Below are 24,014 nucleotides of genomic sequence, written 5' to 3'. Positions count from 1 at the left end.
TGCGAGCCTACCACCACTTTTCGGGTTTGGCCACGAAACCGGCTGCATCTTCCAGCGCGCCGCCGACCCGGAAACAGGCGCTCTCGTCGAGCGCCTTGCCGATGACCTGTAGGCCGAGCGGCAGACCATTCACGGAGAGACCCGCGGGAACTGCGATGCCCGGCAGGCCGGCCAGGTTCGCCGTCACCGTGAACACGTCGTTGAGATACATCTCGATCGGATCGCCGGACTTTTCGCCGAAAGCGAAGGCCGGCGACGGACAGGCGGGCGTTAGGATCGCGTCGCACTTCTCGAACGCTTCCACGAAATCCTGGAAAATCTTTGTACGGACCTTCTGGGCACGCAGGTAATAGGCATCGTAATAGCCGGACGAGAGCACATAGGTGCCAATCATCAGGCGGCGCTGGACTTCCTTGCCGAAGCCGGAGGCGCGGGTGCCTTCATAAGTCTGCGTCAGGTTGTTACCTTCGACGCGTGCCCCGTAGCGCATGCCGTCATAGCGGGCGAGGTTGGACGAGGCTTCGGCGGGTGCGACGATGTAATAGGCGGGCAGCGCGTACTTCGTGTGCGGAAGGGAGATGTCGACGATTTCCGCGCCGGCTTCCTTCAACCACTTGATGCCCTGCTGCCAGAGCGCGTCGATCTCGTCCGACAGGCCCTCAATGCGGTATTCCTTCGGAATGCCGATCTTCATGCCCTTCACGCCCTTGCGCACATCGCTGCGCCAGTCAGGCGTAGGGATGTCCAGCGAGGTGGAGTCTTTCGGGTCATGGCTGCACATGATCTCCAGCAGCAGCGCGCTGTCATCCACGGTCTTGGCAATCGGCCCCGCCTGATCGAGCGAGGAGGCAAAGGCGACCATGCCATAGCGGCTGGCGCGGCCATAGGTCGGCTTGATGCCGACCGTGCCGGTGAAGGAAGCGGGCTGGCGGATCGAGCCGCCGGTGTCGGACGCCGTGGCGGCGAGGCAGAGATTGCCGGAGACGGCCGCCGCCGAACCACCGGACGAGCCGCCCGGTGTCAGGCCCTGATTGTCGCCCTTGCGGCGCCACGGGTTGATCGGCGGGCCGAAACGCGACGTCTCGTTGGACGAGCCCATCGCGAACTCGTCCATGTTCAGCTTGCCGAGCATTACGGCGCCTTCGTCCCACAGGTTCTGGGTAACCGTGGATTCGTAGGTGGGTGTGAACTCGCCGAGGATGTTCGAGCATGCCGTCGTGCGCACGCCCTTGGTGCAGTAGAGGTCCTTGATGCCCAGCGGCGCGCCTTCAAGGCGGCCAGCCTTGCCCTTGGCGCGGCGGGCGTCGGAGGCCCTCGCCATCTCGCGGGCCTTCTCCGGCGTTTCCACGACATAGGCGTTCAGCACGCGGGAGGCCTCGATGGCCTTGATGAAGGCCTCGGTGATCTCCAGCGAGGAGAACTGTTTCGATGTCAGCCCGTCCAGCGCTTCGGCGAGGGTCAGGGCGGTGAGATCGGTCATCTTGGGCCTCTTTGCGTCAAGCCCGCCTGCTAGGACCCTCCGGGCAAAAGTTCAAGTCTCCGTGAGCCGGTTGCAGCAGGGCGGGAACCGGCGCTTAGTGGCCGGACAACCCCCGACTTTTCCTCCCAGGAGACCTGCCATGCTTCGCGCCTTGCCCCTGATCGCCGCAGCCGCCGCCCTCGTCGCCTGTTCCAGCACGCCCGGCTCCGCCACGCCCAGCGGCATTGCCCGCTATGCCGATGATCCGCGCCTGGGCGAGGAAGCGCGCAACATCTGCTTTGCCCGCTCCATCGACGGCTTCAGCATGAACGAGCGCGACTCCGTGGTGCTGCACGAAGGCCGAACCCGCTACCTTGTCGCGGTCGCGGGCACCTGCATGGACCTGGAATATGCCGAGGCCATCGCCCTCGACACACCGACGGGCTGCCTGACGCCGGGCGACGCGATCATTGTCAGCCGCGCGATGGGCGGCACGTTCGGCCCGCAGCGCTGCATTATCACCAGCATCCGCAACTGGGACCCGAAAGCGAAAGCGAAGCCGGCCCCTGAGGCGGCCCCCGCAGCCGAAGAAAATCCCGCCTGACCCGGCTGGCGCGCGCTCCGGCGCATGCTAGAAGCACGCGCATGTCACCACTCACCGGAGGGGCCCGCGCCGAGGTTCGCACCTCGCCCCTGCATGGACGCGGATTGTTTGCTGCCCAGCCCCTTCGCGAAGGCACCGAGATCGGCCGGTATCCCCTGCTGGTCCTCAGCCATGAGGACACCGCAAGGCTGAAAGCCACGCGGCTCTACCACTACGTTTTCTATATCGACGAGCGGGAAGACGGCGCTGTGCGCGCGGCCGTCGCCTTCGGCGAAATCTCCATGTGCAATCACAGCCCGAAGCCCAATGCCGTGTTCGACGTTGACGCTGACGCGGCGGAAGTCATCCTGACCGCCGCAAGGGATATTGCGCCCAGCGAAGAAATCCTGATCGATTACGAAGACTTCGCCGACGAAGCGATCTGACAGGGGCCTGAAGGCCCGCCACAGGGAGAAACACCATGACCAACACCGTTCCGAAGACGGCGCTGCAAATGCGCACGCTGGTGAAAGACTCCGGGGAGCTGGAACTGTCGCTGGCCGAAGTGGCCGTGCCGGAGCCAGGGCCCGACGAAGTGCTGATCCGGGTCGAGGCGACGCCGATCAACCCGTCAGACCTCGGCCTGCTGGTTGGCGGCGCCGATATCTCCACCGCGAAGGCCTCCGGCACGAAGGACCGTCCGGTCATCACCGCAAACGTGCCGCCGCCGGCACTCCGCGCCATGGCCGCGCGCCTGAACCAGTCGATGCCCATCGGCAATGAAGGCGCCGGCACGGTGGTCAAGACTGGCTCCTCGCCTGCCGCGCAGGCGCTGCTCGGCAAGGTCGTCGCGGGGCTCGGCGGGGAAATGTATTCGCAATACCGCCTGCTGCATGTCGCTCAGGTCCTGCCCCTGCCGGATGGCACCTCGCCAGTGGCCGGCGCCTCCTGCTTCGTTAACCCGCTGACGGCGCTGTCCTTCGTCGAAACGATGAAGATGCAGGGCCGCACCGGCATCGTGCACACCGCTGCCGCCTCAAACCTCGGCCAGATGCTCGTGAAGATCTGTCAGAAGGATAATGTCCCGCTGGTCAATATCGTGCGCAAGAAGGAACAGGCCGACATCCTGAAAGCCATCGGCGCGAAGCACATCGTCGACTCGACCTCGCCGAGCTTCATGGAAGAGCTGATCACCGCGCTCGCAGAAACCAAGACGACGCTCGGCTTCGACGCCATCGGCGGCGGCCCGCTAGCCGGTCAGCTGCTGGTAGCGATGGAAGCCGCGGCAGTTCGCAACATGAAGGAATTCAGCCGCTACGGGTCGGGGCAGGAAACGCAGGTCTATATCTACGGCCGGCTCGACATGTCGCAGACGCTGGTGCCCCCCGGCGTCGGCTTTGCCTGGAACCTCGGCGGCTACCTGCTCACCCCGTTCCTGCAGAAGGTCGGCCCGGAAGTGCGCAACCGCATGCGCCAGCGCGTGGTAGACGAACTGCACACGACGTTCGCCAGCCACTACACCGCAGAGATTTCAATGACCGAGGCCCTGAACCTCGACACGCTGAAAGCCTACAATGCGAAGGCCACGGGCGAGAAGTATCTGATCAATCCGAACAAGTAGGGCGAAAGAGCCCCCTCCGTCAGGCCGCGAAGCGGACTGACGGAGGGGGAATTCTAGCAAGTGGAAAGACGAAGGCCCCCGGCCCTACTCCACAGACTTCGGCACAACGAAAAACCCGTGCTCCGTGCGCGGGGCGTTTGCCAGCACTTGGTCCTGGATGTTGCCATCCGTCACAACGTCCTCGCGCATCGGTAGTTTCGTCTCGACCACGGAGGTCATCGGCTCGACGCCTTCGACATCCACTTCGTTAAGCTGGTCGATCCAGCCCATGATTCCGTTCAGCTCGCCGGCGAGTTCATCCAGACGCTCTTCCGGCACCGCAATGCGGGACAGACGGGCGACCTTGCGGACATCATCACGGGTGACGCTCATGGGCGGGCTCCTTGGCTCTGCGCCCGATTACGCGATAGGCAAAGCCGCATCAAGGCGGTATGTGCCAGCCGATGCCCGTGATGGATCTCTTCGACCTGCCCGGAAAAGGCGTGCTGATCGGCCTCGACCCGGGCACGAAGACGCTGGGCGTGGCGGCGACCGATGCGAGCCGCATCCTGTGCAGCCCGGTCGAAACCATCCAGAAGGTGAAGCTCGCCCCGTCGCTGGAACGCCTGCTGGCCATCTATGAAGAGCGCGGCGGCGTGGGGCTGGTGGTTGGCCTGCCGCTGAACACTGACGGCACACAGGGCCCCCGGGTGCAGTCCGTCCGCACGCTCATCTCAAATCTCCTGAAAGTGCGCGACATCCCGGTCGCCTTCCAGGACGAGCGCTATTCCACGGTCGAAGCCGACGAGGTCGTGCGCGAACTCTCCTTCACCGAACAGCGCCGCTCGGACCGGATCGACGCGATGGCCGCTGCCATGATCCTGCGCGGGGCTCTCTCGCGGCTGGAGGCGGGCAAGTGAACGCTTTCCTCATCGCGCTTGTGCCGGTGATCCTGATCGTGGTGCTGGGGCAGATCCTTGCGCGCCGCGGCATGATCACGCCGGAAGCCTTCCGGGCGATGGACCGGCTCTCCTTCCTCGTGCTGCTGCCGGCGCTGATCGTGCGGGCACTGGCGAATGCGGAGTTTGACCATGCGCCCTGGGCGATGCTCGGCGCACTTCTGCTGGCGCAGACTGTGATGGCGGGGATCGGCCTCGGCGCACGCTGGTGGCCCGTAACAGAGCGCCCCGCCATCGGCACGATCGTGCAGTCCAACGTGCGCTGGAACACGATCATTGCGCTTTCCCTAGGCGCCCAGCTCTTCGGCAATGAGGGTGTCGCCCTCGTCAGCCTTGCCGCTGCCGCGATGATCCCGATGGCGAACGTTATTTCCGTGTACGCCCTGATTTCGCACGCCGACCATCCGCCCGGAAAGAAGCCGCAGCCGCTGCTCGCCATGCTGAGAAATCCGCTGGTTATCGCCTGCGCCATCGGCATTTCGCTCGCGAGTTTTCACATCAAGCTGCCGGTCGTCGCCGACGAGACGCTGAAGATGCTGGCGAACGCCGCCATCGCCGCCGGCCTGCTCAGCGCCGGCGCAGGCGTCGATCTCGGCGCGCTGAAACGGGCCGGGGCGCGCACCTTCTTCTGGTCCGCCGTCCGCCTGCTCGGCATGCCGGCCATCGTGCTGGCCATCGGCCTCGCCATTGGTCTCACCGGTCTGCCACTCGCGATTGCGCTCCTGTGCGCGGCCACCTCGACCGCTCCCAACTCCTATGTCCTCGCCCGCGAACTCGGCGGCGACACGACCCTGGCGGCCAACCTGATCGCTGTGCAGACCGTGGCGGCATCGCTGACCCTGCCGCTGGTGTGGCTCGTCATACTGTGGCTGGGGGCAGCGTGAAGGCTTGCCCCCACCGGGAATCCCTTCTAAACCGCCGCAAATCGAAGGGGCCTTCATGGCAGCGGCGCACGCAGACTACACCTTCCGGCACGAGCATCTGCTGGGAATCGAAGGTCTCCACCCCCTTGATATTTCTCACATTCTGGACCTCGCGGACACTTACGCCGAGGCCACTCGCGCCGGCAAGCGGCCCGACCCGATCCTGACCGGGCGCACTGTGGTTAATCTCTTCTTCGAGAACTCCACGCGCACCATGTCGAGCTTCGAGATCGCCGCCCGCCGCCTCGGCGCCGATGTCGTCTCCATGCCGGTCGCCAACTCCTCGGTGAAGAAAGGCGAGACGCTGATCGACACGGCGATGACGCTGAATGCCATGAAGCCCGACGTACTGGTGGTGCGCCACTCAGCTTCCGGCGGCGCCAAGCTGCTCTCGCGCAAGGTCGATTGCGCGGTGGTCAATGCCGGCGACGGCACGCACGAACACCCGACGCAGGGCCTGCTCGACACACTCACCATCCGCCGCGTGAAGGGCCGTATCGAAGGCCTCAAGGTCGTCATCTGCGGCGACATCGCCCACAGCCGCGTTGCGCGCTCCACCACTATGGCGCTGCACCTGATGGGCGCGCGCGTGCACCTGTGCGGGCCGCGCACGCTGACCCCTCCGGGTACGGACACTTGGGGGGCGGAAAGCGCGGGCACGGATTTCAATGCCGTATTGCCGGGCGCGGATGTCGTGATGATGCTGCGCCTTCAGCTGGAGCGGATGAATGGCAGCTTCCTGCCGAGCCAGCGGGAATATTTCCACTATTTCGGCCTCACCGCCGACCGGCTGGCGCTGGCCAAGCCCGATGCCATCGTCATGCACCCCGGTCCGATGAACCGGGGCGTCGAGATCGAAAGCTCCATCGCCGACGGTGAGCGCTCCGTCATCACCGAGCAAGTGGAGATGGGCGTCGCGGTACGCGAAGCGGTGCTGCACCTCCTCGCCGGAGGCCGCGCATGAGCCTCGCCATCCTGAACGCCCGCATCCTGGACCCCGCCTCGCAGACCGATGCGCCCGGCGGCCTCTTCATCGACAAGGGCAAGATCAGCGAAGTCCGTACCGGGACGAACGTTTCCTTCCCGGATGCGAATGAAACCCTCGACGCGGGCGGCCTCTGCCTCGCGCCCGGCCTGATCGACCTGCGCGCCAAGACCGGCGAACCCGGCGGCGAGCACAAGGAAACGCTGGCCACCGCCTCGCGCGCCGCCCTTTCCGGCGGCATCACGAGCTTTGTGGTGATGCCCGATACGCGCCCCGTGATCGATGATGTGGCGCTGGTGCAGTTCATCGCCGAGCGCGGCCGTGAAACTGCCTTCGCGCGCGTCTATCCCGCCGGCGGTCTCACGGTCGGCCTTGGCGGCGAGGCAATGGCGGAGATCGGTATGATGGCCGAGGCCGGCGCCGTGATGTTCACCAATGGCGACTGGCCGGTTGCCAGCGCGCAGGTGATGAAACGCGCGATGACCTATGCCGCCAGCCGCGGCGCCATCGTCATGTCCCGCCCGGATGACCGCACCCTCTCCGGCAATGGCGTGATGAACGCGGGCGAGTTCGCCGCGCGCCACGGCCTCTCGGGTATTCCCGTCGAAGCCGAATGGCTCGGCGCCATGCGCGATGTGACGCTCGCCGAGCAGACCGGCTGCACGCTGATCCTCGATCAAGTCACCACGCAGCGCACGCTCGACATAGCCGACATCGCCAAAGGCCGCGGCGCAAAAGTGTTCACAACGGTCGCCGCGCACTCGCTGTTCTTCAACGAACTCGATATCGGCGACTATCTCACCTATTGCAAAGTGAACCCGCCCTTCCGCACCGAACAGATGCGCAAGACGCTGGTGTCCGCGCTGCAGGAAGGCGCGATCAACGCGGTTGTCTCCGCGCACGATCCTCAGCCCCCGGAGGAAAAGCGCCTGCCGCTCGGCGAAGCCGCCTTCGGCGCTGCAGGCCTCGAAACCGTGCTGCCCTGCCTGATGACTCTTGTGGCCGAAGGCGAACTCAGCCTGCTCAAGGCCCTCGCCCCGGTCACCATCGGCCCCGCCTCCATCCTCGGCCTTCCGCAGGGCCGCCTCGCCGAAGGCGCGCCCGCTGACATCATTCTCTTCGACCCCGGCAAACCCTGGCTCTGTGACCGCGACCACCTCCTCTCCCGCTCCAAGAACTCCCCGTTCGACGGGCGCAGACTGCAAGGCCGCGTGATGCGGACGTTCGTCGGCGGGAAGACAGTGTTCGAGCGGTAGCAAGCCACTCAGCGAACTGACCGCGGGGGCCTTGCCCCATCCTCGCCGCCCCCCTAAACCTTGCCGCAATACGGGCGAGGGAAATTCAGATGCCAGTTGAGGCACTCTACGCATTGGCGGCGGTCGTCGGCTATCTGTCCGGGTCAATTCCGTTCGGCCTCGTCATCACGAAAGCCGCCGGCCTCGGCGACATCCGCGCCATCGGCTCCGGCAATATCGGCGCGACCAATGTGCTGCGCACCGGGCGCAAGGATCTCGCCCTCGCCACCTTCCTGCTCGACAGCCTGAAGGCAGGCCTCGCCGCGCTCGCCTTTACATGGATCGGCGGGCGCGAAGCGGGCATGATCGCCGGCGTCGCGGCCTTCCTCGGCCATTGCTATCCTGTCTGGCTCGGCTTCAAGGGCGGTAAGGGCGTCGCCACCTATGCCGGGCTGCTGATCTTCATCACGCCCCTCAAGGGCCTGCTGGTAGGCGCGCCGGTTTGGCTCGGCCTGTTTGCGTTGACGCGGATATCCTCGCTCTCGGCCCTGTGCGCTGCTGTCGCGGTGCCGCCCGGCGCCTATCTGCTTGGCGAGCGCAATCCGGTCGTTCTTGGCGGACTCGCCGCGCTCTCCCTTCTCGTCTTCTGGACCCACCGCGCCAACCTCGGCCGTCTGCTAAAGGGCACGGAGCCCCGCTTCGGCAGCGGCAAGGACAAGCCCGCCGCATGAGCCTGCCCCGCGCCCTCAGCGATGCTGAACGGCGCGACTGGCTCCGCCTCGTCCGTACACCGAATGTCGGCCCCCTGACCTTCCAGAAACTTCTGGAGCGCTACGGCACGGCCACCGCCGCGCTCGAAGCCCTGCCCGAAATCGCCCACCGCGCAGGTCGTGGCCGCCGCATCGACCTTCCCCCCTCCGCCCGCATCGAAGACGAGATCGCCGCCACCGAAAAACTCGGTGCCCGCCTTGTGGCCAGCTGCGAGGCAGAGTTCCCCAAACTCCTCCACGCGCTCGATCCGCCGCCGCCCATGCTGACGATGCTCGGCAATCCGGAACACGCCCGGCCGGAAGCCGTCGCCATTGTCGGCGCCCGCAACGCTTCCGCCGCCGGCCGCAAGATCGCGCGCGACATGGCCGCCGAACTCGGCCGCAGCGGCCTCGCCGTCATCTCCGGCCTCGCCCTTGGCATCGACGGCGAAGCCCATACCGCCAGCCTCGCCACCGGCACGGTCGCCGTCCTCGGCGGCGGTATCGATCACATCTACCCGCCGCAGCACGAACGCCTGTACCGCGAAATCGCAGAGCGCGGTCTGATCATCTCGGAAAGCCCCACCGGCTACACCGCCCGCGGGCAGGACTTCCCCCGCCGCAACCGCATCGTCACCGGCCTCGCGCGCGGCACGGTCGTGGTCGAGGCCGCAGAGCGTTCCGGCTCGCTGATCTCGGCGCGGATGGCGGGCGAACAGGGCCGCGAAGTGATGGCCGTCCCCGGCTCCCCGCTCGACCCGCGCGCAGCAGGCACCAACCGGCTCATCCGCCAGGGCGCCGCGCTGGTGCGCCATGCGGAAGATGTCCTCGAAGTGCTCTCCGGCCTGCCGCCGCTGCGCGTCGCTGCGCCGCCTGCGCCGGAATTCGAGGCGGACTTCCCCGGCGGCGAGGTGCCCCGCGACCTGCTCGCCCGCGTGCGCGAGGCGCTCACGCCCCATGCCATGCCTCTCGACGAAATCGCCCGCGCCTGTGGCCTCAGCGCCGCCCAGTGCAGCGCCGTGCTGATGGAACTTGAACTAGCGGGCGAGGCTCTAACGCTGCCCGGCGGGCTCGCCGCCCGCGCCGTATAGCCCGCCCCAGGCTCAGCAGGCGCGGATCGTCAGCATACTGAGGTCTGTCCGGAGGGCATCGAGGAAATCCGCAGCATCGAACACTGCGCCGGGCGCCTTCGCCCCGCGCACCGCCACGCGCCCGTCCAGAACCCGCTGCACCGCCTCGCAAATCAGCGGTGCGGAAAAGGCATAGATGTCCTGCCCGGCCGCAAGCGCCTGCCGGGTTTCACCGCCCCTGCGCACCCGAACCTCAACGGCAAAGCGCTGCGCAGACCGGCCCAGCGCATCCGCAGCCGTGGGCGGCGGTGTCTCGGCGTTGCGAATATCGTTCAGGGCCCGCGCACTCATCCAGGTGCGCACCTCGCCGGCACGGACATGATCCGTAATCAGAGCAATCTCCGAGAAGGGCAGCTCGATCACAGTCTCCGTTCCGAACGGCGCTGGAAAGCGCCAGCTCTGCAGCGCTGCCGGCTGCGCCAGCGGGGCGAGGTTTCCGCCGGTCACGATCTGCCTGACCGCCGTATTGCGTGCGCCGGTCAGGCGCGTTCCGGCCGTCGGGTGCCAGAAATTGAGCGCGATGCCGGTACATATCTCATCGGCGTCCTGCCAGTCGCCCATCGCCGCCGTGGCCAGCAGGTCCGCAAACCCGCCGAAAAACCCCATCGCCGGCAGCACGGTCGCCCCGGCCGCGAGGGCCGCTTCGCGGTATTCCCCGAGCGTCGCCCATGCGCTCGCCTGTTCGGCGGTCACGTCCGCATAGTGCGCGCCCGCTTTCAGCGCTGCGCGCAGGACCGGCCCCGCCGTGTCCATGAACGGGCCCGCGCAGTTGATGACCGCCGAAACATCCGCAATGGCCGAATCGAGAGTTGCCGGGTGCTCCAGCGAAGCCTCCCGCACCTCAAGGCCGGGGAACTGGGCGCGCAGCTCCGCTGACCGGGCCTGAGGCCTGACAATGCCAACGGGCGCCATGCCCCGTTTCTGCAGATCCGCCACAACAAACCGCCCGGTATGCCCCGCTGCGCCGACCACGGCGACTTTCGCACCCTTCATCCGCTCCACTCCCGTTTCGTGGCTCGCCATCATCATCCCCTGACGCTACAGACCTGTCTGTTTACATTCCGATACATACAGGTCTGTAGTGCGTCAAGTCTGTATCTGGTATGAAACAGGAAGGAGGTCCCGCATGGCAGAGAAATCCCCCCGGTCCGCGTCCCCGGAAGCCCCGCCCCCCAACGAGGTGCGCGAGCGCATCCTAGAGACCGCATCCGCCTTGTTCTATGCGCGCGGCGTACGCGCTGTCGGGGTCGACCTGGTGGTCGAGGCCGCTGGCGTCGCCAAGACCAGCCTCTACCGGCACTTCCGCACGAAGGACGACCTGATCGCCGCCTTCCTCGACCGCGAGGATGCCGACTTCTGGCAGACATGGGACGACGCCTCAGCGCCGCACCGGGGCCATCCCGAAGCGGAGCTCGCCGCCCATCTCGACTGGATCAGCGCCCGCACCCGCCGCGAGGGCTATCGCGGCTGCCCGCAAATCAACACCGCCGCAGAATTCCCGGAGGCCGGCCACCCCGCCCGCCTCGTGGCGGCGCGGCATATGCAGGAGCTTCGCCGCAGGCTCGAAGACCTCTCCGCCCGCCTCGGCGCCTGCGATCCTGCCCGCCTCGCGACACAGCTCGCTGTCCTCATCAATGGCGCCTTCGTCAGCAACGTGCTGCTGGCCGGGTCAGAGCCTGCAGGCAACCTGGCAGACGCCGCGATGGCGCTCGTGAAAGCCAGCCGGGCCTGACCTGCAACTAACAGCATCGACATCTGGACGGCCCGCAGGATCAACTCTAAGCCTCTCCCATCGCCGCGCGCGCTTGCAGGGGAGTGCAGGCCCGCGCAATCCGGTTGCAGAGTGAGGGTGGAACCCGTGGCTTTCTGGTCCCAAGTTGCGCTGCTCGCCGGATTCTCGGCCGTGCTGCCCCTGGCGTCGCAGGCACAGGATGCCGCCGCAACGCCCGTCTCCGCCCCCGCCGAAGCCGCAGACGAACGCGTGATCCTCGAGGCCGATACGGTCTACGAACTCAGCGAGGAGAACAGCCTCGTCGCCGAAGGCAACGTTCAGGCGCTGTATCAGGGCCGCACCCTGCGCGCCGACCGGCTCGTCTACAACCGCACCACGGAGCGCGTCCGCGCCAGCGGCAATGTCGTCATCACCGACACGGACGGCTCGCAGCAATTCTCCGATGAGGTCGATGTCGGCCCGAGTCTGTCTGACGGCTACGCCATCGGCTTTTCCGCCCGCCTCGCAGATGGGGCCAGTGTCGCGGCCAATTCCGCCATCCGCAAGGAAGGCGGCTTCAATGCGCTCGATCAGGTCGTCTACACGTCCTGCGAAGTCTGCGAGAAAGACCGCACGCCCACCTGGCAGATCCGCGCCCGGCGCGCGGTGCTCGACCAGGAAAGCCAGATGATTTCCTACCGCGATGCGGTCGTGGAAGTTGCCGGCATCCCGGTCTTCTATCTGCCCTATCTCGCCCATCCCGATCCGAACTCGGACCGGCGCTCGGGCTTCCTGATCCCGAATGCCGGCCTCTCGTCCAAGCTAGGCGCCTTCTACAAGCAGCCCTACTACTGGGCGATTTCCGAACATTCCGATCTGACAGTCGCGCCGATGGTGACGGAAAATGTCAATCCGGTGATGAACTTCGAATACCGCAAGCGGTTCTATTCCGGCGCCCTGAAGATCGATGGCAGCTTCACGCAGGAACAGGATTTCGATGGCGACGGCGAGAAGTTCGGGGAAGACAATTTCCGCGGCCACGTCTTTGCCAACGGCGCCTTCGCGCTCCAGCCCGGCTGGCTCTGGGGCTTCGCCGTTGAGCACCAGACCGACGACCTCTACGACCGGCGCTACGATATCGACGGCCAGAACGACAAGCGCGGCCTGTATTCGAACCAGCCCCGCCGCCTGCTATCCCAGCTCTACATGATCGGCCAGGGCGACGACTATTACACGGACGTCTCGTTGCTGAACTTCCAGGGCCTGCGCGGCGAAGACGATGCCAGCCGACTGCCCGTCGTCTCGCCTCTGCTCTACGCCGAAAAGAATTTCGACCTCGGCAATCTCGGCTTTGCCAACATCAACCTCTCCTCTGCCGTGCTGACCCGCGATATCGGCGCCGACAGTCACCGCATCAGCGCCGGCGCGGAATGGCGCGATTTCAACCTTCTGCCCGGCGGCTTCACCTTCGAACCCTTCGCCGAACTGCGCGGCGACTATTACGCCCTCGACGAAGCCGTCAGCGGCAAGAGCGAAGTCTCCCGCGCGGTCGGAAATGCGGGGGCCAAGCTCGCCTATCCGCTGATCCGCACCGGCGAAGCCGTTGACCTGATGATCGAGCCGGCGGTCATGGCCGCCTGGGGCTTTTCCAATGTCAACGATCCGGCCATCCCGGTCGAGGACAGCCTGCTCTACGAGTTCGACGAATCGAGCCTGTTCGAGGCTAACGGCTTCGGCAATTACGATCTCTACGAAGGCGACGCGAAACTCAGTGCCGGCCTCACCGCCCGCGCGATCTGGAAGAACGGGGTCGAACTCAGCTCGACCGTGGGACGCCGCTGGCGCTCGCGCGAGGACACTGCCTTCGATGTCGGATCAAACCTGAACGGCAAATCCTCGGACTGGGTCGCCTCTGCCGAACTGGATCTTGGCCCGGCCCTCTCCCTCACGAGCCGGCTCCGGCTGGATGATGAAGACCTGGCCCTCAACCGTCTGGATGTGCGGGTATCTACCTCATTGAAGCGGTTCCGGATGGTCGGCCAGTACTACAAGATCGATGAACGGATCAGTCCGCTGGGCACACCCGATGAGGGGGTGTATGTGCGCGGCGAGGTCCAGCTCACCGACAGCTATTCGCTGATCTTCGGCCAGCTGCGGGACATTACCGACGACATCGACGCCAAGCAGGAAATCGGAATTGCCTATTCCGATGACTGTGCCCGGTTCGAGCTGATCTACAGCCGGAATGAGCTGCGCGACCGCACCCTTGGCCCGTCCGAAAACATCCAGTTCCGGTTCACCCTGAAATCGCTCGGAAACTTCGGGTCCAGCGATTTCGACTGATCCGGCCTCGATCCGGCCCCATTCCGGCCCGGAAACTGCAGTTAATCCCGCCCGGAAGCCTGCATTACTGTGCTGGTGCGTTGCGCGCCGGATCGGGATTTGTATGGTTTCGGCAAAGTGTCTAAGGGTTCCGCCGGGCGGAATTCCACGGAGGATCAGTATGGTGCGCGCAGCGTTGATGGCAGGCTTCCTGGCCCTCTCGGCCCCTCTGGCCGCGGCCCAGGCACAGGAGGAGAATCGCCTCCAGCTGGAAGGCATCGCAGTCATCGTCAATGACAAGCCGATATCCTATTCCGACGTGCGCCAGCGCGCGCGCCTGCTGCTGCTGACCCTCGGGCGGGGCGAACCCTCCCCTGAACAGGTCCAGCAGATCACCGGCCAGGCCCTCGAACAGCTGATCGATGAACGCCTGCAGCTTGACCGCGTGGCGGAGTACAAGGTCGAAGTCGATCCGCGCGAGATTGACGCCGAACTTGCCGACATGGCCTCCGAAAGCGGGATCGGCGCCAGCGGCCTGCGCCAGCAACTGCTCGCCGCCGGCGTCAACCCGGTCAGCCTCGAGGAACAGATTCGCGCAGACATCGCCTGGCAGCGCCTGATGAGCGGCCTCTACGGCTCGCGCATCCGCATTTCCGACAACCAGGTCGAAGACCAGCTCGAGCGCATGCGCGCCGCGTCGAAGAAGACGCAATACCGCGTCGGCGAAATCTTCCTCTACGCCCCGGACCCGGAAACCAAGGTCGAAGCGATGAAGGCCGCCGAGTCGATCGTCCAGCAGCTGCAGCAGGGCGCGGACTTCCGCATCGCCGCACAGCGCATCTCCTCCGCTCCCACCTCCGCCACCGGCGGCGACATGGGCTGGGTGACGCCGGAAGACCTCGCCCCGGAACTCGCCGAAGCGCTTTCGTCGGCGCAGCCGCCTGCCTTGCTGCCGCCCATCGAAGTGGCCTCCGGCATCTACATCCTCTCGGTGAACGCCCGCCGCGAGCCGAGCCAGCCGACAACCAAGGTTGACCTGAAACGGTTGATCACCACCGACGGCAAGGAATCCACCCTGACCGACGCGATGATCCGCATCACGTCCTGCAATGATGTCCAGTCCGTCGCCAACTCGAAATCCGAGCTCCGCGCCCAGGACCTGAATGATCTCAATGTCGAGGAACTCGGCCAGGAAGGCCGCGATATGGTCATGGCCACCGAAGTCGGCTCGCCAACAGAAATCTTCGCGGCCGGCGGCGGTCTGGCGGTGATGTATGTCTGCCGCCGCGACGAGGGCGCCGAAGCGCTGCCGTCCAAGGAAGACCTGAAAAACTCGATCAAGGCCCGCGAGCTGAACATGATTTCGGAGCGCGAGCTGCGCAATTCCCGCCGCGACGCCACGATCATCTATCGCTGATCAGGCGATGGCGCTTGCACGGCGCGCGAATTGGCGCGACACCGCCGGCGTGAGCAAAGCCAACCTGCCTCCCCTGGCCCTGACGATGGGCGATCCTGCCGGCTGCGGCCCGCCGATCAGCGCCGCCGCCTGGGCCGCGCTGCGCACCGAGCCGGACTGCGCCTTCTATCTCATCGGCGCCCCGCACCTCTTCCAGGACGTGCCCCTCCGCGAAATCGATGATCCCGCCGAAGCGCGCGGCGTGTTTTACGAAGCGCTGCCGGTTCTCGCCCTCGGCGGCATCCCGTCTGTCACCCCCGGCCATCCCGATGCGGCCGCAGCGCCCAGCATCATCCGGTCCATCGAGCACGCCGTCGCCGACGCGCTCGCCGGGCGCGCCTCCGGCGTCGTCACCAACCCGATCCACAAGGCCCTGCTCTACTCCACCGGCTTCCGCTTTCCGGGGCATACGGAGTTTGTCGCCCACCTGTGTGAACAGGCCGGGCACAAGGCGCAGCCGGTGATGATGCTGACCGGCGGCGGCCTGCGCGTCGCCCTCGCCACCATCCATATGCCGTATACGGACGTTCCCTGCGCCCTAGCCGATGGCCGCCTCGAACGCATCGCGCGTGTCGTTGACACCTCCTTGCGCCGCGACTTCGGCATCGCCGCGCCGCGCATCGCCTTCACCGGCCTCAACCCGCATGCGGGCGAGGATGGCACCATCGGCCGCGAGGAAGTCGAGATCATCAACCCCGCCGCAGATCGTCTGAGAGCGGAAGGTATCACCATCTCCCACGCCCGCTCCGGCGACACGGTCTTCGCCGAAATGCGCGGCGGCGCCTTCGATGCCGTCATCGCCATGACGCACGATCAAGGCCTGATCCCGGTCAAGACGCTCGACATGTGGGGCGGCGTGAACTCCACGCTCGGCCTGCCGATCGTGCGCACCAGCCCCGATCACGGCACCGCCTATGACGCCGCCCGCGCCGGCACCTGCAAGCCGGACAGCCTGATCGCCGCCATCCGCCTTGCGGCGCTTTTCGCCGCCAACCGCCAGAAAGCCGCCGCATGAGCGACGACACCCCGCCCCTCACAGATGCGCCCGCCCGCAAATCGCTGGGCCAGCATTTCCTATTCGACCCCTCGATCCTGAAACGCGCCGCCACGGCCGCCGGCTCGCCCAAGGGCCGCACGGTCATCGAAGTCGGCCCCGGCCCCGGCGGCCTGACGCGCGCCATCCTCAACGAAGGCTCGTCGAAACTGATCGCGGTCGAAACCGATCCGCGATTCTCGCAGGCCCTGCTCGAATGGCCCGAGGCGAAGACCGGCCAGATGACCGTCATCGCGAAGGATGCGCGCAAGGTTCACTGGGAAAAGGCACTTGCCGAAGCGGACGCCGAAGGGCCGGCGATGATCATTGCCAACTTGCCCTACAATGTCGGCACCATCCTGCTGATCGACTGGCTGAAGGCCGGAGACTGGCGCGGCGAGATGGCGCTGATGTTCCAGAAAGAAGTCGCCGAGCGTATCTGCGCCAAACCGGATACCGACGCCTACGGACGATTGGCGGTGCTGACACAGGCTGTGACCAGGCCGCACATCGCCTTCACCCTGCCACCGGGCGCCTTCCGCCCGCCGCCGAAGGTCGACAGTGCCGTTGCTGTGCTGACACCTCTTCCGCCTGCGGAGCGTTTTGAACATATCGCGCTTCTCGAACAGATCGCCGGCGCCGCCTTCGGCCAACGCCGCAAGATGCTCCGCGCCGCGCTAAAGCCCTTTGCAAAGAAGCGCGGGATGAAAGCCGAACAATGGCTCGAAGACTGCGGCATCGACCCCACCGCACGCGCCGAAACGCTGACGCAGGCGCAGTTCAGGATATTAGCGGCTAGCCTCGCCTGACCTGGGCTACGCCGAAACCCTCGGTCTGCCGCGCCCACCGGTCGTCAGCACCATGAAGATTTCAACGGCGATCATCGGGACCAACCAGCCGAGCCAGTCGCTGTTTACAAACTGTATCGACGGGTTCTCCTCAAATCCCAGGATGGTATCGACACCGATAAGCCGGTCGACAATCCGGATCAGCAGAAAATAGGCGCCCGCCACCACTGCCCGCGCCATGTGCCGCTGATGCCAGACGACATCGCCATGGCGTATGCACCAAACCGCCGCAAGGACACTTCCCAGCCAGATCAGAAGCAACACCGTCTGGCTGGGAAGTATGCCGGTGCCCAGCGGCGTCATGTGCAGGGCAAAGGTCGAGAAGATTGCCAGCAACGCGGCCACAACCAGCCCGCGCCCCGCCATCCTGTGATATTTTGGAAACTTGCGCCGCACCGCGCCGATGAACTGGAAGGGCGCAAGGCCAAGAAATAAGCTGCCCGCGGCAATATGCAGAAAGAAGCGCCAGTCATAAGTCTCGCGAAGAGGACTGAATGCGATCGTGGCCACGAGGGCGAGTATCAGCAACGCGCCATACACCGCCCAGAAGGCCCATCCGGCCCATTCCGCGTGCCTTGTGGTTTGCCGGTCCATGTTTCACCCCCACAACTGGTGCGAAGGTATCACTGGTCGGTCCTCGCTCCAAATTTGCTCGGGGCCGCGCCAGAATGTTCCGGCATTGTCTCACGCTTCCCCGAGTAACCCCCGCACCAGATCTTCAAGATCCAGCTGCCGCAGCCGCTTCAGGCGTTCAACCAGAAGAATGCGCTTCAGGCGCTGATAGGCGACGTCGAGGCTGTCATTCACGATCACATAATCATACCGCCGCCAATGCATGATCTCGCGCTTGGCGTCTTCCATCCGGCGCGCCACCATGTCCGGCGACGAGCCCGGCCGGTTCTTGAGCCGCTCTTCCAGCGCCGCAATGCTCGGCGGCAGGATGAACACCGACACGACATCGTTCGGCATCTGATCGTGCAGCGCATCTGCGCCCTGCCAGTCGACATCGAAAAGCACATCCTGCCCGTCTTCGAGGCGCGCCTCGGTGTCGGCTTTCGGTGTGCCGTAATACTTGTCGAACACATGCGCCCATTCGAGGAATTCGCGCCGGTCGATCATCGCGCGGAACTCGTCCTGCGTCTTGAAGAAATAGTCCTTCCCGTTCACCTCGTTCGGCCGCGGCTCGCGCGTCGTTGCAGAGACGGACAGCTTCACATCGGAAAACTCGTCCAGCAGCATCTTCGACAATGTCGTCTTGCCAGCGCCCGACGGGCTCGACAGCACCAGCATCAGCCCGCGCCGGCGACCGTGATCCTTCGGGTGTCCGCTATTCGACATTGGCCGCCTGCTCCTTGAACTGATCGATCACCCCTTTGAGGCCGAGTCCGGCATTCGTCAAATCTAGACTGATCGATTTCGAACAGAGCGTGTTCGCCTCGCGGTTCAGCTCCTGCGCCAGAAAGTCGATCTTGCGTCCCGCAGGCGAGCCCGCCTTGAGCAGGTCCCGGCCCGTGCGCACATGCGCCGCCAGCCGGTCCAGCTCTTCGCGCACATCAGCTTTCGCCGCCGACAGCGCCGCCTCCGCTGCGAAACGCTCCGGATCAACGCGCTTGTCGGTGTCCAGCTCATCCAGCTGCTTCTGAAGCCGCACCTTGATCAGCCCCGGCTGCGTCACCGCATGTGTCGCCGCTTCCGCCGCGAGCCGCTCAATCTCGTCCAGATGCCCGCCCAGCACACCTGCCAGCGCCCTGCCCTCCGCCAGCCGCCCTTTAGCCAGCTCGTCCAGCGCCTTCTTCGCGCCCGCCGAGAGCAGCGCGACAATCGCCTCATCCTGCGCGAGGTCGCGCAGCGAAGCCCCCCCTGTCTCCACCACGCCCTTCACCGTCATCAGCGCCGCCACTGCTTCTGCCGTCACATCCGTTCCGGCAGCCTTGCGTGTCGCCGCAATCATCGCGCCGAGCAGCGCTTCGTCGATCACCGCGCCGCCCGCGCCAGCAGCCAGATCAATCCGCAAGCCAACCTGCAGCGAGCCGCGATTGAACCGCGCCCCCGCCTCGGCCTTCACCTCGCGCTCCAGCGCCTCGAAGCCCGGCGGCAGGTTCACCCGCACATCCAGCGAGCGGCCATTGACGCTCTTGGCCTCCCATGCCCAGGCGCCCCAGCTTTCCTCCCCCGAGACCCGCGCGAAGCCGGTCATCCCCGACAATTGCCCCATCAGTTGCTCCCCCCCCGCTCCCTGGCAATTTCCCGGTTGGCGCAGGCGCGGTATTCCGCCACCGCGCGCTGGTGCTGCGCATAGGTCTGGCTGAACACATGGTCGCCGGTGATCTTGCCATCCTTGCATTCGGCCACGAAGAATACATAATCCGTCTTCGGAGGATTCAGCACCGCCGCAATCGCCTCGCGTCCCGGATTGGCAATCGGCGTCTTCGGCAGGCCGTCCATCTGGTAGGTGTTCCAGTCCGTCACGCGGTTCTTCTCGGACAGGAGGATCGGCCGGCGCTGACCCTTGGCATTGTACAGCGGCTCGCCGCGCGAGACGCCGTAGATGATCGTCGGATCACTCTCCAGCCGCATGCCCTTCTTCATCCGCCCGATGAACAGGCCGGCCACCTCGTCGCGCTCGTCCGGCTTGCCGGTTTCCTTCTCGACGATGGAGGCAAGGATCACCGCCTCTTCCGGCGTATCGAAAGGCAGGCCCTCCTGCCGCGCGGGCCACAGTTCCTCGATGACTTTCGCCTGCGCATCGCGCATCTTCTGGATCAGGTCCGCGCGTGTCATGCCCTTGTGGAACATGTAGGTGTCCGGCAGCAGCGAGCCTTCCGGCGGCTCTTCCGGCAGGTCGCCGGTCAGGTGCTCATGCTTCTCGATCAGGCGCAGCATCTGCCCGGTCGTCAGTCCTTCGCGCAGCGTGATGGAATAGAGGATCGACCGGCCTTCAATCAGTATGCTGAGCACCTTGCCAAGGCTCGTGCCCGGCTCGATCAGGTATTCGCCGCTCTTGATCGCCAGTTCGGTCTTGTCGAGGCGCGCCTTCATCCGCATCAGCCGCGCGTCGGAGATCACCCCCTCCGCCTCGAGCCGCGCGGCCACCGCCGTCAGCGTCTCGCCCGGCAACACCTCGATCACCCGCTCCTCGGCCAGCGGCCCCGGCGAACTGATCGCGTTGTTGAACCAGACCCAGCCCGCCCCGAGGCCCACCCCGGCCAGGAGGGCCAGCATGAAAATCCAGACAAACAGCGCTCTCAGGAATCGCATGCACGGCCTCGTCTCAGCGGTATCCGGCGGACTTTAGCGTTCCTCGCCCGGCAGGGGAAATGCCCTGTCGCAGTGCGGGGCGCCCGGATCAGTCGACTTTACGCAGGATCAGCGAGGCATTGGTGCCGCCAAAGCCGAAGCTGTTGGACATCGCCGCGCGTACCCGGCCCTTCTTGGCCTTGTGCGGGATAAGATCGATGGGTGTCTCGAAGCTCGGATTGTCGAGGTTCAGGGTCGGCGGCATCACCTGGTCACGGATCGCGAGGGCGCAGAACGCCGCCTCAATCGCCCCGGCCGCGCCGAGCAGGTGGCCAACGGCCGACTTGGTCGACGACATCGACAGGTTCTTCGCATGCTCGCCGAACGCCCGCTCGACCGCGCCGGCCTCGCCCTCATCGCCCTTCGGCGTCGAAGTGCCGTGCGCGTTGACATAGTCGATCTCGGTCGGATCGATCTTCGCATTCTTCAGCGCCATCTTCATGGCACGGTAGCCGCCCTCGGAGCCTTCGGCAGGCGCCGTGATGTGATAGGCGTCGCCCGTCAGGCCATAGCCGGCCACTTCGGCATAGATCTTCGCGCCGCGCGCCTTGGCGTGCTCGTACTCTTCCAGCACCAGCACCGCCGCGCCTTCGCCCATGACGAATCCGTCACGGTCCTTGTCGTAGGGACGCGAAGCCTTCTCCGGCGTGTCGTTGAAGTTCGTCGACATCGCCTTGGCCGCGCAGAACCCTGCAATGCCGAGCTTGCCGATCACCGCTTCTGCGCCGCCTGCCACCATCACGTCGGCATCGCCGTACATGATCAGCCGCGCGGAATCGCCGATGGCGTGCGCGCCGGTGGCGCAGGCCGTCACCACCGAATGGTTCGGGCCTTTCAGGCCGTGGCGGATCGACACCTGCCCGGAGGCGAGGTTGATCAGCGAGGCCGGAATGAAGAACGGGCTCACCTTGCGGGGGCCCTGCTCGTGCAGGATGATCGAGGTCTCGTAGATCGTCTCGAGACCACCGATACCGGAGCCGATCAGAACGCCGGCGCGCTCCTTCTGCTCATCCGTCTCGAGTGTCAGGCCTGCATCGGCAATCGCCTCATCCGCGGCGGCAATGCCGTACAGGATGAACTCGTCGATGCGGCGCTGTTCCTTGGCCGACAGAACCTTGTCCGGATCGAAGGCATGCTCATCGCCTGCCCCGCCGCCGCGGCCGGAGGCCCACGGAACCTGGAAGGCAATCTTGCACGGCAGGTCCGAGGCGTCGAAATTGTCGATGCGGCCCGCGCCGGACTTGCCGGCGATCAGACGCTCCCAGGTCGCCTCGCGGCCATTGGCCAGGGGCGAGACGATACCAATACCGGTAATGACAACGCGACGTCCGGACATTGCTGTGCGGCGGCCTTAGATGTGGGCCTTGATGTGCGATACGGCGTCGCCGACCGAACGGATCGATTCCTGGACATCGTCCGGGATCTCGATGTTGAACTCTTCTTCGAAAGCCATGACCAGCTCGACCAGGTCGAGCGAGTCAGCGCCGAGGTCGTCGATGAAGCTTGCGCCCTCAACCACTTTATCCGCTTCGACGTCGAGGTTTTCGACAACGATTTTTTTCACGCGTTCAAGAACGTCAGACATGGATACCTCTCTCGATATGCCTGTATTGCGGCCCGTTTCCGAACCCTTGGTGTTGCGCCTAGCACACACTTTATCAGAGCGCCAAGCCCTTGTCTCAATAGGGGCGAGTGCCCCTCAGATCATTGCCATCCCGCCATTGACGTGCAGGGTCTGGCCCGTGACGTACGCGGCCTCATTGGATGCCAGATAAACGGCGGCTGCGGCAATATCCCCGCCCTGGCCCAGCCGGCCCGAGGGAATCTGGCCAAGCAGGGCTGTCTTCTGGGCCTCCGGCAGCACATCCGTCATCGGCGATTCGATGAAACCGGGGGCAATCGTGTTGGCCGTGATTCCCCGGCTGGCCACTTCCTGGGCCAGCGATTTGGTGAAGCCGATCATCCCGGCCTTGGAGGCGCAGTAATTCGCCTGTCCGGGGTTTCCAGTGACGCCAACAATCGAGGTGATTCCGATGATGCGGCCATGGCGGCGCTTCATCATTCCCCTGACAGCCGATTTCGTCAGCCGGAAATACGAGCCGAGATTGACGTTGATCACGTCGCTCCAGTCCTCGTCCTTCATCTGGATCAGCAGTTTGTCCTTGGTGATACCGGCATTCGCCACAAGGATATCCAGCGGACCGATGGCCGCTTCCGCCTGCCCGACGAGGGCGTCGACCGCCGCCGGGTCAGACAGGTTGCACGGCACGATGGCGCTCTCACCCTTCAGGGTCGCGGCGACCTCCTGCAGCACCGCTTCGCGCGTGCCCGAAAGCGCAACCTTCGCGCCCGCTTCCGAAAGCGCCTGAGCGATTGCGCGGCCAATGCCGCCCGAAGCGCCGGTGACGAGGGCCGTACGGCCAGTGAGGTCAAACATCTGTCTTTATCCTTTGATCGCTGTGGCGAAGGCTTCGAGTTCCTCGGGCGTGCCGAGGGTGAGGCCGTTCAGGGATTTCTCGATCCGGCGCTGCATCACGGTCAGCACCTTTCCGGCGCCGGCTTCACCGGTCGTGGTGACGCCCTTGCCGACCATATACTGCACGCTCTCGGTCCAGCGCACCCGGCCCGTCACCTGCTTTACCAGATTCTGCCGGATCGTCTCCGGGTCAGTCACCTCGCTCGCCATCACATTGGCCACGAGGGGAACCACCGGCGCGTTGATCACGGTCGTGGCCAGCGCCGCCGCCATCGCATCGGCGGCCGGCTGCATCAGGGCGCAATGGAACGGCGCCGACACGTTCAGCGCCATCGCCTTCTTCACGCCGTTCGCCTTCGACCATTCCACCGCAGCATCAATCGCGGCCTTGCTGCCGGAAATCACCAGCTGGCCCGGCGCATTGTCATTGGCGATGTCGCACACGCCGCCGGCCTCGCGGCCCGCTGCACACGCGGCTTCCGCTTGCGGATAGTCCGCGCCCAGAAGGGCCGCCATCGCGCCCTCGCCCGGCTTCACCGCCGTCTGCATCGCATTGCCGCGGATGCGCAGCAGCTTCGCCGTATCCGCCAGGCTGATCGCCCCGGCCGCGCACAGCGCCGAATACTCGCCCAGCGAATGGCCCGCCACAAAGGCCGCGTCCTTCACCGATATGCCGAACCCCGCCTCCAGCGCCCGGATGGCCGCCACGGAATGCGCCATCAGCGCCGGCTGGGTATTGGCCGTCAGGGTCAGCTCGGCAATGTCGCCCCCCCACATCAGCCCCGAAAGGTCCTGCCCGAGCGCCTCGTTAACCTCGTCAAATACGGCCTTCGCCGCCGGAAACGCGTCCGCCAGCGCCTTGCCCATGCCAATTTCCTGGCTGCCCTGACCGGGGAATATGAATGCCAATGTCATATGGTTACCGGGCTCCCTGCTTTTTGGCGTCCCTAAAGCGGGCCCTTGCCGCATGCAAGCGCTTGAAATCTGCGGCCAGATGGGCTTTAGAGCGCCTCTTCACAGCAAGGTGCGGTCCTCAAGTCCCCGGAATGAGCCGGAAAAAGAGGGGCCATCGCTGGCAGGGGTTCCCGCCCTCCGGCGCCGCATCTTCGGATTTTGGGAATGAAAACATGGCACTCTACGAGCACGTCGTGATCACACGACCTGACATCTCGCCTGCCCAGGTCGACACTTTCGTCGAAGAACTGAGCACCTTCCTCAAGGAAAAAGGCGCAAAAGTCGGCAAGACCG

Annotated in this window: 25 protein-coding genes; 14 read left to right on the top strand and 11 right to left on the bottom strand. The window is 65.5% G+C overall.

The genetic code is table 11. The features are described 5' to 3' along the window. Nucleotides 1-7 precede the first annotated feature (7 nt). On the bottom strand, nt 8-1,480 hold the full coding sequence (gene gatA, locus ACK4TE_RS06290) for an Asp-tRNA(Asn)/Glu-tRNA(Gln) amidotransferase subunit GatA (protein ID WP_409910639.1): 1,473 nt from the start codon (nt 1,478-1,480) through the stop codon (nt 8-10). Nucleotides 1,481-1,619: 139 nt separating this feature from the next. Here gatA and ACK4TE_RS06285 point away from each other — a divergent pair, with 139 nt between their 5' ends. From ACK4TE_RS06285 to ACK4TE_RS06275, 3 genes are read left to right on the top strand one after another with little or no spacing between them, the layout of a single operon-like run. Next, entirely contained in the window at nt 1,620-2,063 is a 444-nt protein-coding gene (locus ACK4TE_RS06285) for a DUF6491 family protein (protein WP_409910638.1), read from the top strand. A gap of 41 nt (nt 2,064-2,104) precedes the next feature. After that, nucleotides 2,105-2,488, top strand: a complete 384-nt coding sequence (locus ACK4TE_RS06280) for an SET domain-containing protein (RefSeq protein WP_409910637.1) — start codon at nt 2,105-2,107, stop codon at nt 2,486-2,488. A 35-nt stretch (nt 2,489-2,523) separates the two neighbouring features. Continuing rightward, nucleotides 2,524-3,663, top strand: coding sequence for a zinc-binding dehydrogenase (locus ACK4TE_RS06275; RefSeq protein ID WP_409910636.1), 1,140 nt, complete (start codon nt 2,524-2,526; stop codon nt 3,661-3,663). 84 nt (nt 3,664-3,747) lie between these two features. Here the strand turns inward: ACK4TE_RS06275 and gatC are convergent, their stop codons facing one another. Next, on the bottom strand, nt 3,748-4,035 hold the full coding sequence (gene gatC / locus ACK4TE_RS06270) for an Asp-tRNA(Asn)/Glu-tRNA(Gln) amidotransferase subunit GatC (RefSeq protein WP_409910635.1): 288 nt from the start codon (nt 4,033-4,035) through the stop codon (nt 3,748-3,750). Nucleotides 4,036-4,106: 71 nt separating this feature from the next. Between gatC and ruvX the strand changes: the two genes are divergently transcribed. The 6 genes from ruvX to dprA all read left to right on the top strand — a co-directional run bounded on the left by ruvX (nt 4,107) and on the right by dprA (nt 9,584). Continuing rightward, nucleotides 4,107-4,562: a Holliday junction resolvase RuvX gene (gene ruvX, locus ACK4TE_RS06265; RefSeq protein ID WP_409910634.1), complete on the top strand. Its 456-nt coding sequence runs from the start codon at nt 4,107-4,109 to the stop codon at nt 4,560-4,562. Beyond that, nucleotides 4,559-5,485: an AEC family transporter gene (locus tag ACK4TE_RS06260; protein WP_409910633.1), complete on the top strand. Its 927-nt coding sequence runs from the start codon at nt 4,559-4,561 to the stop codon at nt 5,483-5,485. Before ruvX ends, ACK4TE_RS06260 begins: the two co-directional genes overlap by 4 nt. Before the next feature lie 55 nt (nt 5,486-5,540). Further along, complete coding sequence (locus tag ACK4TE_RS06255) at nt 5,541-6,488, top strand: aspartate carbamoyltransferase catalytic subunit (protein ID WP_409910632.1); 948 nt, start codon at nt 5,541-5,543, stop codon at nt 6,486-6,488. Then, entirely contained in the window at nt 6,485-7,765 is a 1,281-nt protein-coding gene (pyrC, locus tag ACK4TE_RS06250) for a dihydroorotase (protein ID WP_409910631.1), read from the top strand. Before ACK4TE_RS06255 ends, pyrC begins: the two co-directional genes overlap by 4 nt. An 89-nt stretch (nt 7,766-7,854) precedes the next feature. Beyond that, nucleotides 7,855-8,475, top strand: a complete 621-nt coding sequence (gene plsY / locus ACK4TE_RS06245) for a glycerol-3-phosphate 1-O-acyltransferase PlsY (protein ID WP_409910630.1) — start codon at nt 7,855-7,857, stop codon at nt 8,473-8,475. Further along, nucleotides 8,472-9,584 (top strand): DNA-processing protein DprA, encoded by a 1,113-nt coding sequence (gene dprA / locus ACK4TE_RS06240; RefSeq protein ID WP_409910629.1) that lies wholly within the window; start codon nt 8,472-8,474, stop codon nt 9,582-9,584. Before plsY ends, dprA begins: the two co-directional genes overlap by 4 nt. A 12-nt stretch (nt 9,585-9,596) precedes the next feature. Here the strand turns inward: dprA and ACK4TE_RS06235 are convergent, their stop codons facing one another. Further along, on the bottom strand, nt 9,597-10,646 hold the full coding sequence (locus tag ACK4TE_RS06235; protein ID WP_409910628.1) for a saccharopine dehydrogenase NADP-binding domain-containing protein: 1,050 nt from the start codon (nt 10,644-10,646) through the stop codon (nt 9,597-9,599). A gap of 103 nt (nt 10,647-10,749) precedes the next feature. Between ACK4TE_RS06235 and ACK4TE_RS06230 the strand changes: the two genes are divergently transcribed. The 5 genes from ACK4TE_RS06230 to rsmA all read left to right on the top strand — a co-directional run bounded on the left by ACK4TE_RS06230 (nt 10,750) and on the right by rsmA (nt 16,954). Beyond that, complete coding sequence (locus ACK4TE_RS06230; RefSeq protein ID WP_409910627.1) at nt 10,750-11,355, top strand: TetR/AcrR family transcriptional regulator; 606 nt, start codon at nt 10,750-10,752, stop codon at nt 11,353-11,355. Between the two features lie 126 nt (nt 11,356-11,481). Then, nucleotides 11,482-13,677, top strand: coding sequence for an LPS-assembly protein LptD (locus tag ACK4TE_RS06225; protein ID WP_409910626.1), 2,196 nt, complete (start codon nt 11,482-11,484; stop codon nt 13,675-13,677). 160 nt (nt 13,678-13,837) lie between these two features. After that, nucleotides 13,838-15,073, top strand: coding sequence for a peptidylprolyl isomerase (locus ACK4TE_RS06220; protein ID WP_409910625.1), 1,236 nt, complete (start codon nt 13,838-13,840; stop codon nt 15,071-15,073). A 49-nt stretch (nt 15,074-15,122) separates the two neighbouring features. Continuing rightward, on the top strand, nt 15,123-16,127 hold the full coding sequence (gene pdxA / locus ACK4TE_RS06215) for a 4-hydroxythreonine-4-phosphate dehydrogenase PdxA (RefSeq protein ID WP_409910624.1): 1,005 nt from the start codon (nt 15,123-15,125) through the stop codon (nt 16,125-16,127). Next, nucleotides 16,124-16,954: a 16S rRNA (adenine(1518)-N(6)/adenine(1519)-N(6))-dimethyltransferase RsmA gene (gene rsmA, locus ACK4TE_RS06210; RefSeq protein ID WP_409910623.1), complete on the top strand. Its 831-nt coding sequence runs from the start codon at nt 16,124-16,126 to the stop codon at nt 16,952-16,954. The genes pdxA and rsmA overlap by 4 nt, the downstream gene beginning before the upstream one ends. Nucleotides 16,955-16,960: 6 nt before the next feature. Here the strand turns inward: rsmA and ACK4TE_RS06205 are convergent, their stop codons facing one another. The 8 genes from ACK4TE_RS06205 to fabD all read right to left on the bottom strand — a co-directional run bounded on the left by ACK4TE_RS06205 (nt 16,961) and on the right by fabD (nt 23,681). Further along, entirely contained in the window at nt 16,961-17,587 is a 627-nt protein-coding gene (locus ACK4TE_RS06205) for a DUF2306 domain-containing protein (RefSeq protein WP_409910622.1), read from the bottom strand. Between the two features lie 90 nt (nt 17,588-17,677). Then, nucleotides 17,678-18,331: a guanylate kinase gene (gene gmk, locus ACK4TE_RS06200; protein ID WP_409910621.1), complete on the bottom strand. Its 654-nt coding sequence runs from the start codon at nt 18,329-18,331 to the stop codon at nt 17,678-17,680. Beyond that, entirely contained in the window at nt 18,321-19,208 is an 888-nt protein-coding gene (locus tag ACK4TE_RS06195; protein WP_409910620.1) for a YicC/YloC family endoribonuclease, read from the bottom strand. The genes gmk and ACK4TE_RS06195 overlap by 11 nt, the downstream gene beginning before the upstream one ends. Further along, complete coding sequence (gene mltG, locus ACK4TE_RS06190) at nt 19,208-20,251, bottom strand: endolytic transglycosylase MltG (RefSeq protein WP_409910619.1); 1,044 nt, start codon at nt 20,249-20,251, stop codon at nt 19,208-19,210. The genes ACK4TE_RS06195 and mltG overlap by 1 nt, the downstream gene beginning before the upstream one ends. A gap of 88 nt (nt 20,252-20,339) precedes the next feature. Further along, on the bottom strand, nt 20,340-21,626 hold the full coding sequence (gene fabF, locus ACK4TE_RS06185; protein WP_409910618.1) for a beta-ketoacyl-ACP synthase II: 1,287 nt from the start codon (nt 21,624-21,626) through the stop codon (nt 20,340-20,342). A gap of 15 nt (nt 21,627-21,641) precedes the next feature. Beyond that, on the bottom strand, nt 21,642-21,875 hold the full coding sequence (locus ACK4TE_RS06180; protein ID WP_291070495.1) for an acyl carrier protein: 234 nt from the start codon (nt 21,873-21,875) through the stop codon (nt 21,642-21,644). A gap of 114 nt (nt 21,876-21,989) precedes the next feature. After that, on the bottom strand, nt 21,990-22,727 hold the full coding sequence (gene fabG, locus ACK4TE_RS06175) for a 3-oxoacyl-[acyl-carrier-protein] reductase (protein ID WP_409910617.1): 738 nt from the start codon (nt 22,725-22,727) through the stop codon (nt 21,990-21,992). 6 nt (nt 22,728-22,733) lie between these two features. Further along, complete coding sequence (gene fabD / locus ACK4TE_RS06170; protein ID WP_409910616.1) at nt 22,734-23,681, bottom strand: ACP S-malonyltransferase; 948 nt, start codon at nt 23,679-23,681, stop codon at nt 22,734-22,736. Nucleotides 23,682-24,014: the final 333 nt, after the last annotated feature.

The organism is Hyphomonas sp., assembly GCF_046313975.1.
Lineage (GTDB): Bacteria > Pseudomonadota > Alphaproteobacteria > Caulobacterales > Hyphomonadaceae > Hyphomonas.
The sequence above is the reverse complement of the archived record's forward strand: the minus strand, read 5'-3'. Positions and strand labels throughout refer to the sequence as shown.

Excerpts from the sequence above, each read along its gene's own strand:
- ACK4TE_RS06205 (WP_409910622.1), bottom strand. The coding sequence starts at position 17,587 with ATGGACCGGCAAACCACAAGGCACGCGGAATGGGCCGGATGGGCCTTC.
- pyrC (WP_409910631.1), top strand. The coding sequence starts at position 6,485 with ATGAGCCTCGCCATCCTGAACGCCCGCATCCTGGACCCCGCCTCGCAG.
- ACK4TE_RS06230 (WP_409910627.1), top strand. The coding sequence starts at position 10,750 with ATGGCAGAGAAATCCCCCCGGTCCGCGTCCCCGGAAGCCCCGCCCCCC.
- ACK4TE_RS06195 (WP_409910620.1), bottom strand. The coding sequence starts at position 19,208 with ATGGGGCAATTGTCGGGGATGACCGGCTTCGCGCGGGTCTCGGGGGAG.
- rsmA (WP_409910623.1), top strand. The coding sequence starts at position 16,124 with ATGAGCGACGACACCCCGCCCCTCACAGATGCGCCCGCCCGCAAATCG.
- ACK4TE_RS06235 (WP_409910628.1), bottom strand. The coding sequence starts at position 10,646 with ATGGCGAGCCACGAAACGGGAGTGGAGCGGATGAAGGGTGCGAAAGTC.
- ACK4TE_RS06220 (WP_409910625.1), top strand. The coding sequence starts at position 13,838 with ATGGTGCGCGCAGCGTTGATGGCAGGCTTCCTGGCCCTCTCGGCCCCT.
- ACK4TE_RS06280 (WP_409910637.1), top strand. The coding sequence starts at position 2,105 with ATGTCACCACTCACCGGAGGGGCCCGCGCCGAGGTTCGCACCTCGCCC.
- ACK4TE_RS06180 (WP_291070495.1), bottom strand. The coding sequence starts at position 21,875 with ATGTCTGACGTTCTTGAACGCGTGAAAAAAATCGTTGTCGAAAACCTC.
- fabF (WP_409910618.1), bottom strand. The coding sequence starts at position 21,626 with ATGTCCGGACGTCGCGTTGTCATTACCGGTATTGGTATCGTCTCGCCC.
- ACK4TE_RS06275 (WP_409910636.1), top strand. The coding sequence starts at position 2,524 with ATGACCAACACCGTTCCGAAGACGGCGCTGCAAATGCGCACGCTGGTG.
- fabD (WP_409910616.1), bottom strand. The coding sequence starts at position 23,681 with ATGACATTGGCATTCATATTCCCCGGTCAGGGCAGCCAGGAAATTGGC.
- gatC (WP_409910635.1), bottom strand. The coding sequence starts at position 4,035 with ATGAGCGTCACCCGTGATGATGTCCGCAAGGTCGCCCGTCTGTCCCGC.
- gatA (WP_409910639.1), bottom strand. The coding sequence starts at position 1,480 with ATGACCGATCTCACCGCCCTGACCCTCGCCGAAGCGCTGGACGGGCTG.
- ACK4TE_RS06255 (WP_409910632.1), top strand. The coding sequence starts at position 5,541 with ATGGCAGCGGCGCACGCAGACTACACCTTCCGGCACGAGCATCTGCTG.
- plsY (WP_409910630.1), top strand. The coding sequence starts at position 7,855 with ATGCCAGTTGAGGCACTCTACGCATTGGCGGCGGTCGTCGGCTATCTG.
- fabG (WP_409910617.1), bottom strand. The coding sequence starts at position 22,727 with ATGTTTGACCTCACTGGCCGTACGGCCCTCGTCACCGGCGCTTCGGGC.
- ACK4TE_RS06285 (WP_409910638.1), top strand. The coding sequence starts at position 1,620 with ATGCTTCGCGCCTTGCCCCTGATCGCCGCAGCCGCCGCCCTCGTCGCC.
- dprA (WP_409910629.1), top strand. The coding sequence starts at position 8,472 with ATGAGCCTGCCCCGCGCCCTCAGCGATGCTGAACGGCGCGACTGGCTC.
- mltG (WP_409910619.1), bottom strand. The coding sequence starts at position 20,251 with ATGCGATTCCTGAGAGCGCTGTTTGTCTGGATTTTCATGCTGGCCCTC.
- ruvX (WP_409910634.1), top strand. The coding sequence starts at position 4,107 with ATGCCCGTGATGGATCTCTTCGACCTGCCCGGAAAAGGCGTGCTGATC.
- gmk (WP_409910621.1), bottom strand. The coding sequence starts at position 18,331 with ATGTCGAATAGCGGACACCCGAAGGATCACGGTCGCCGGCGCGGGCTG.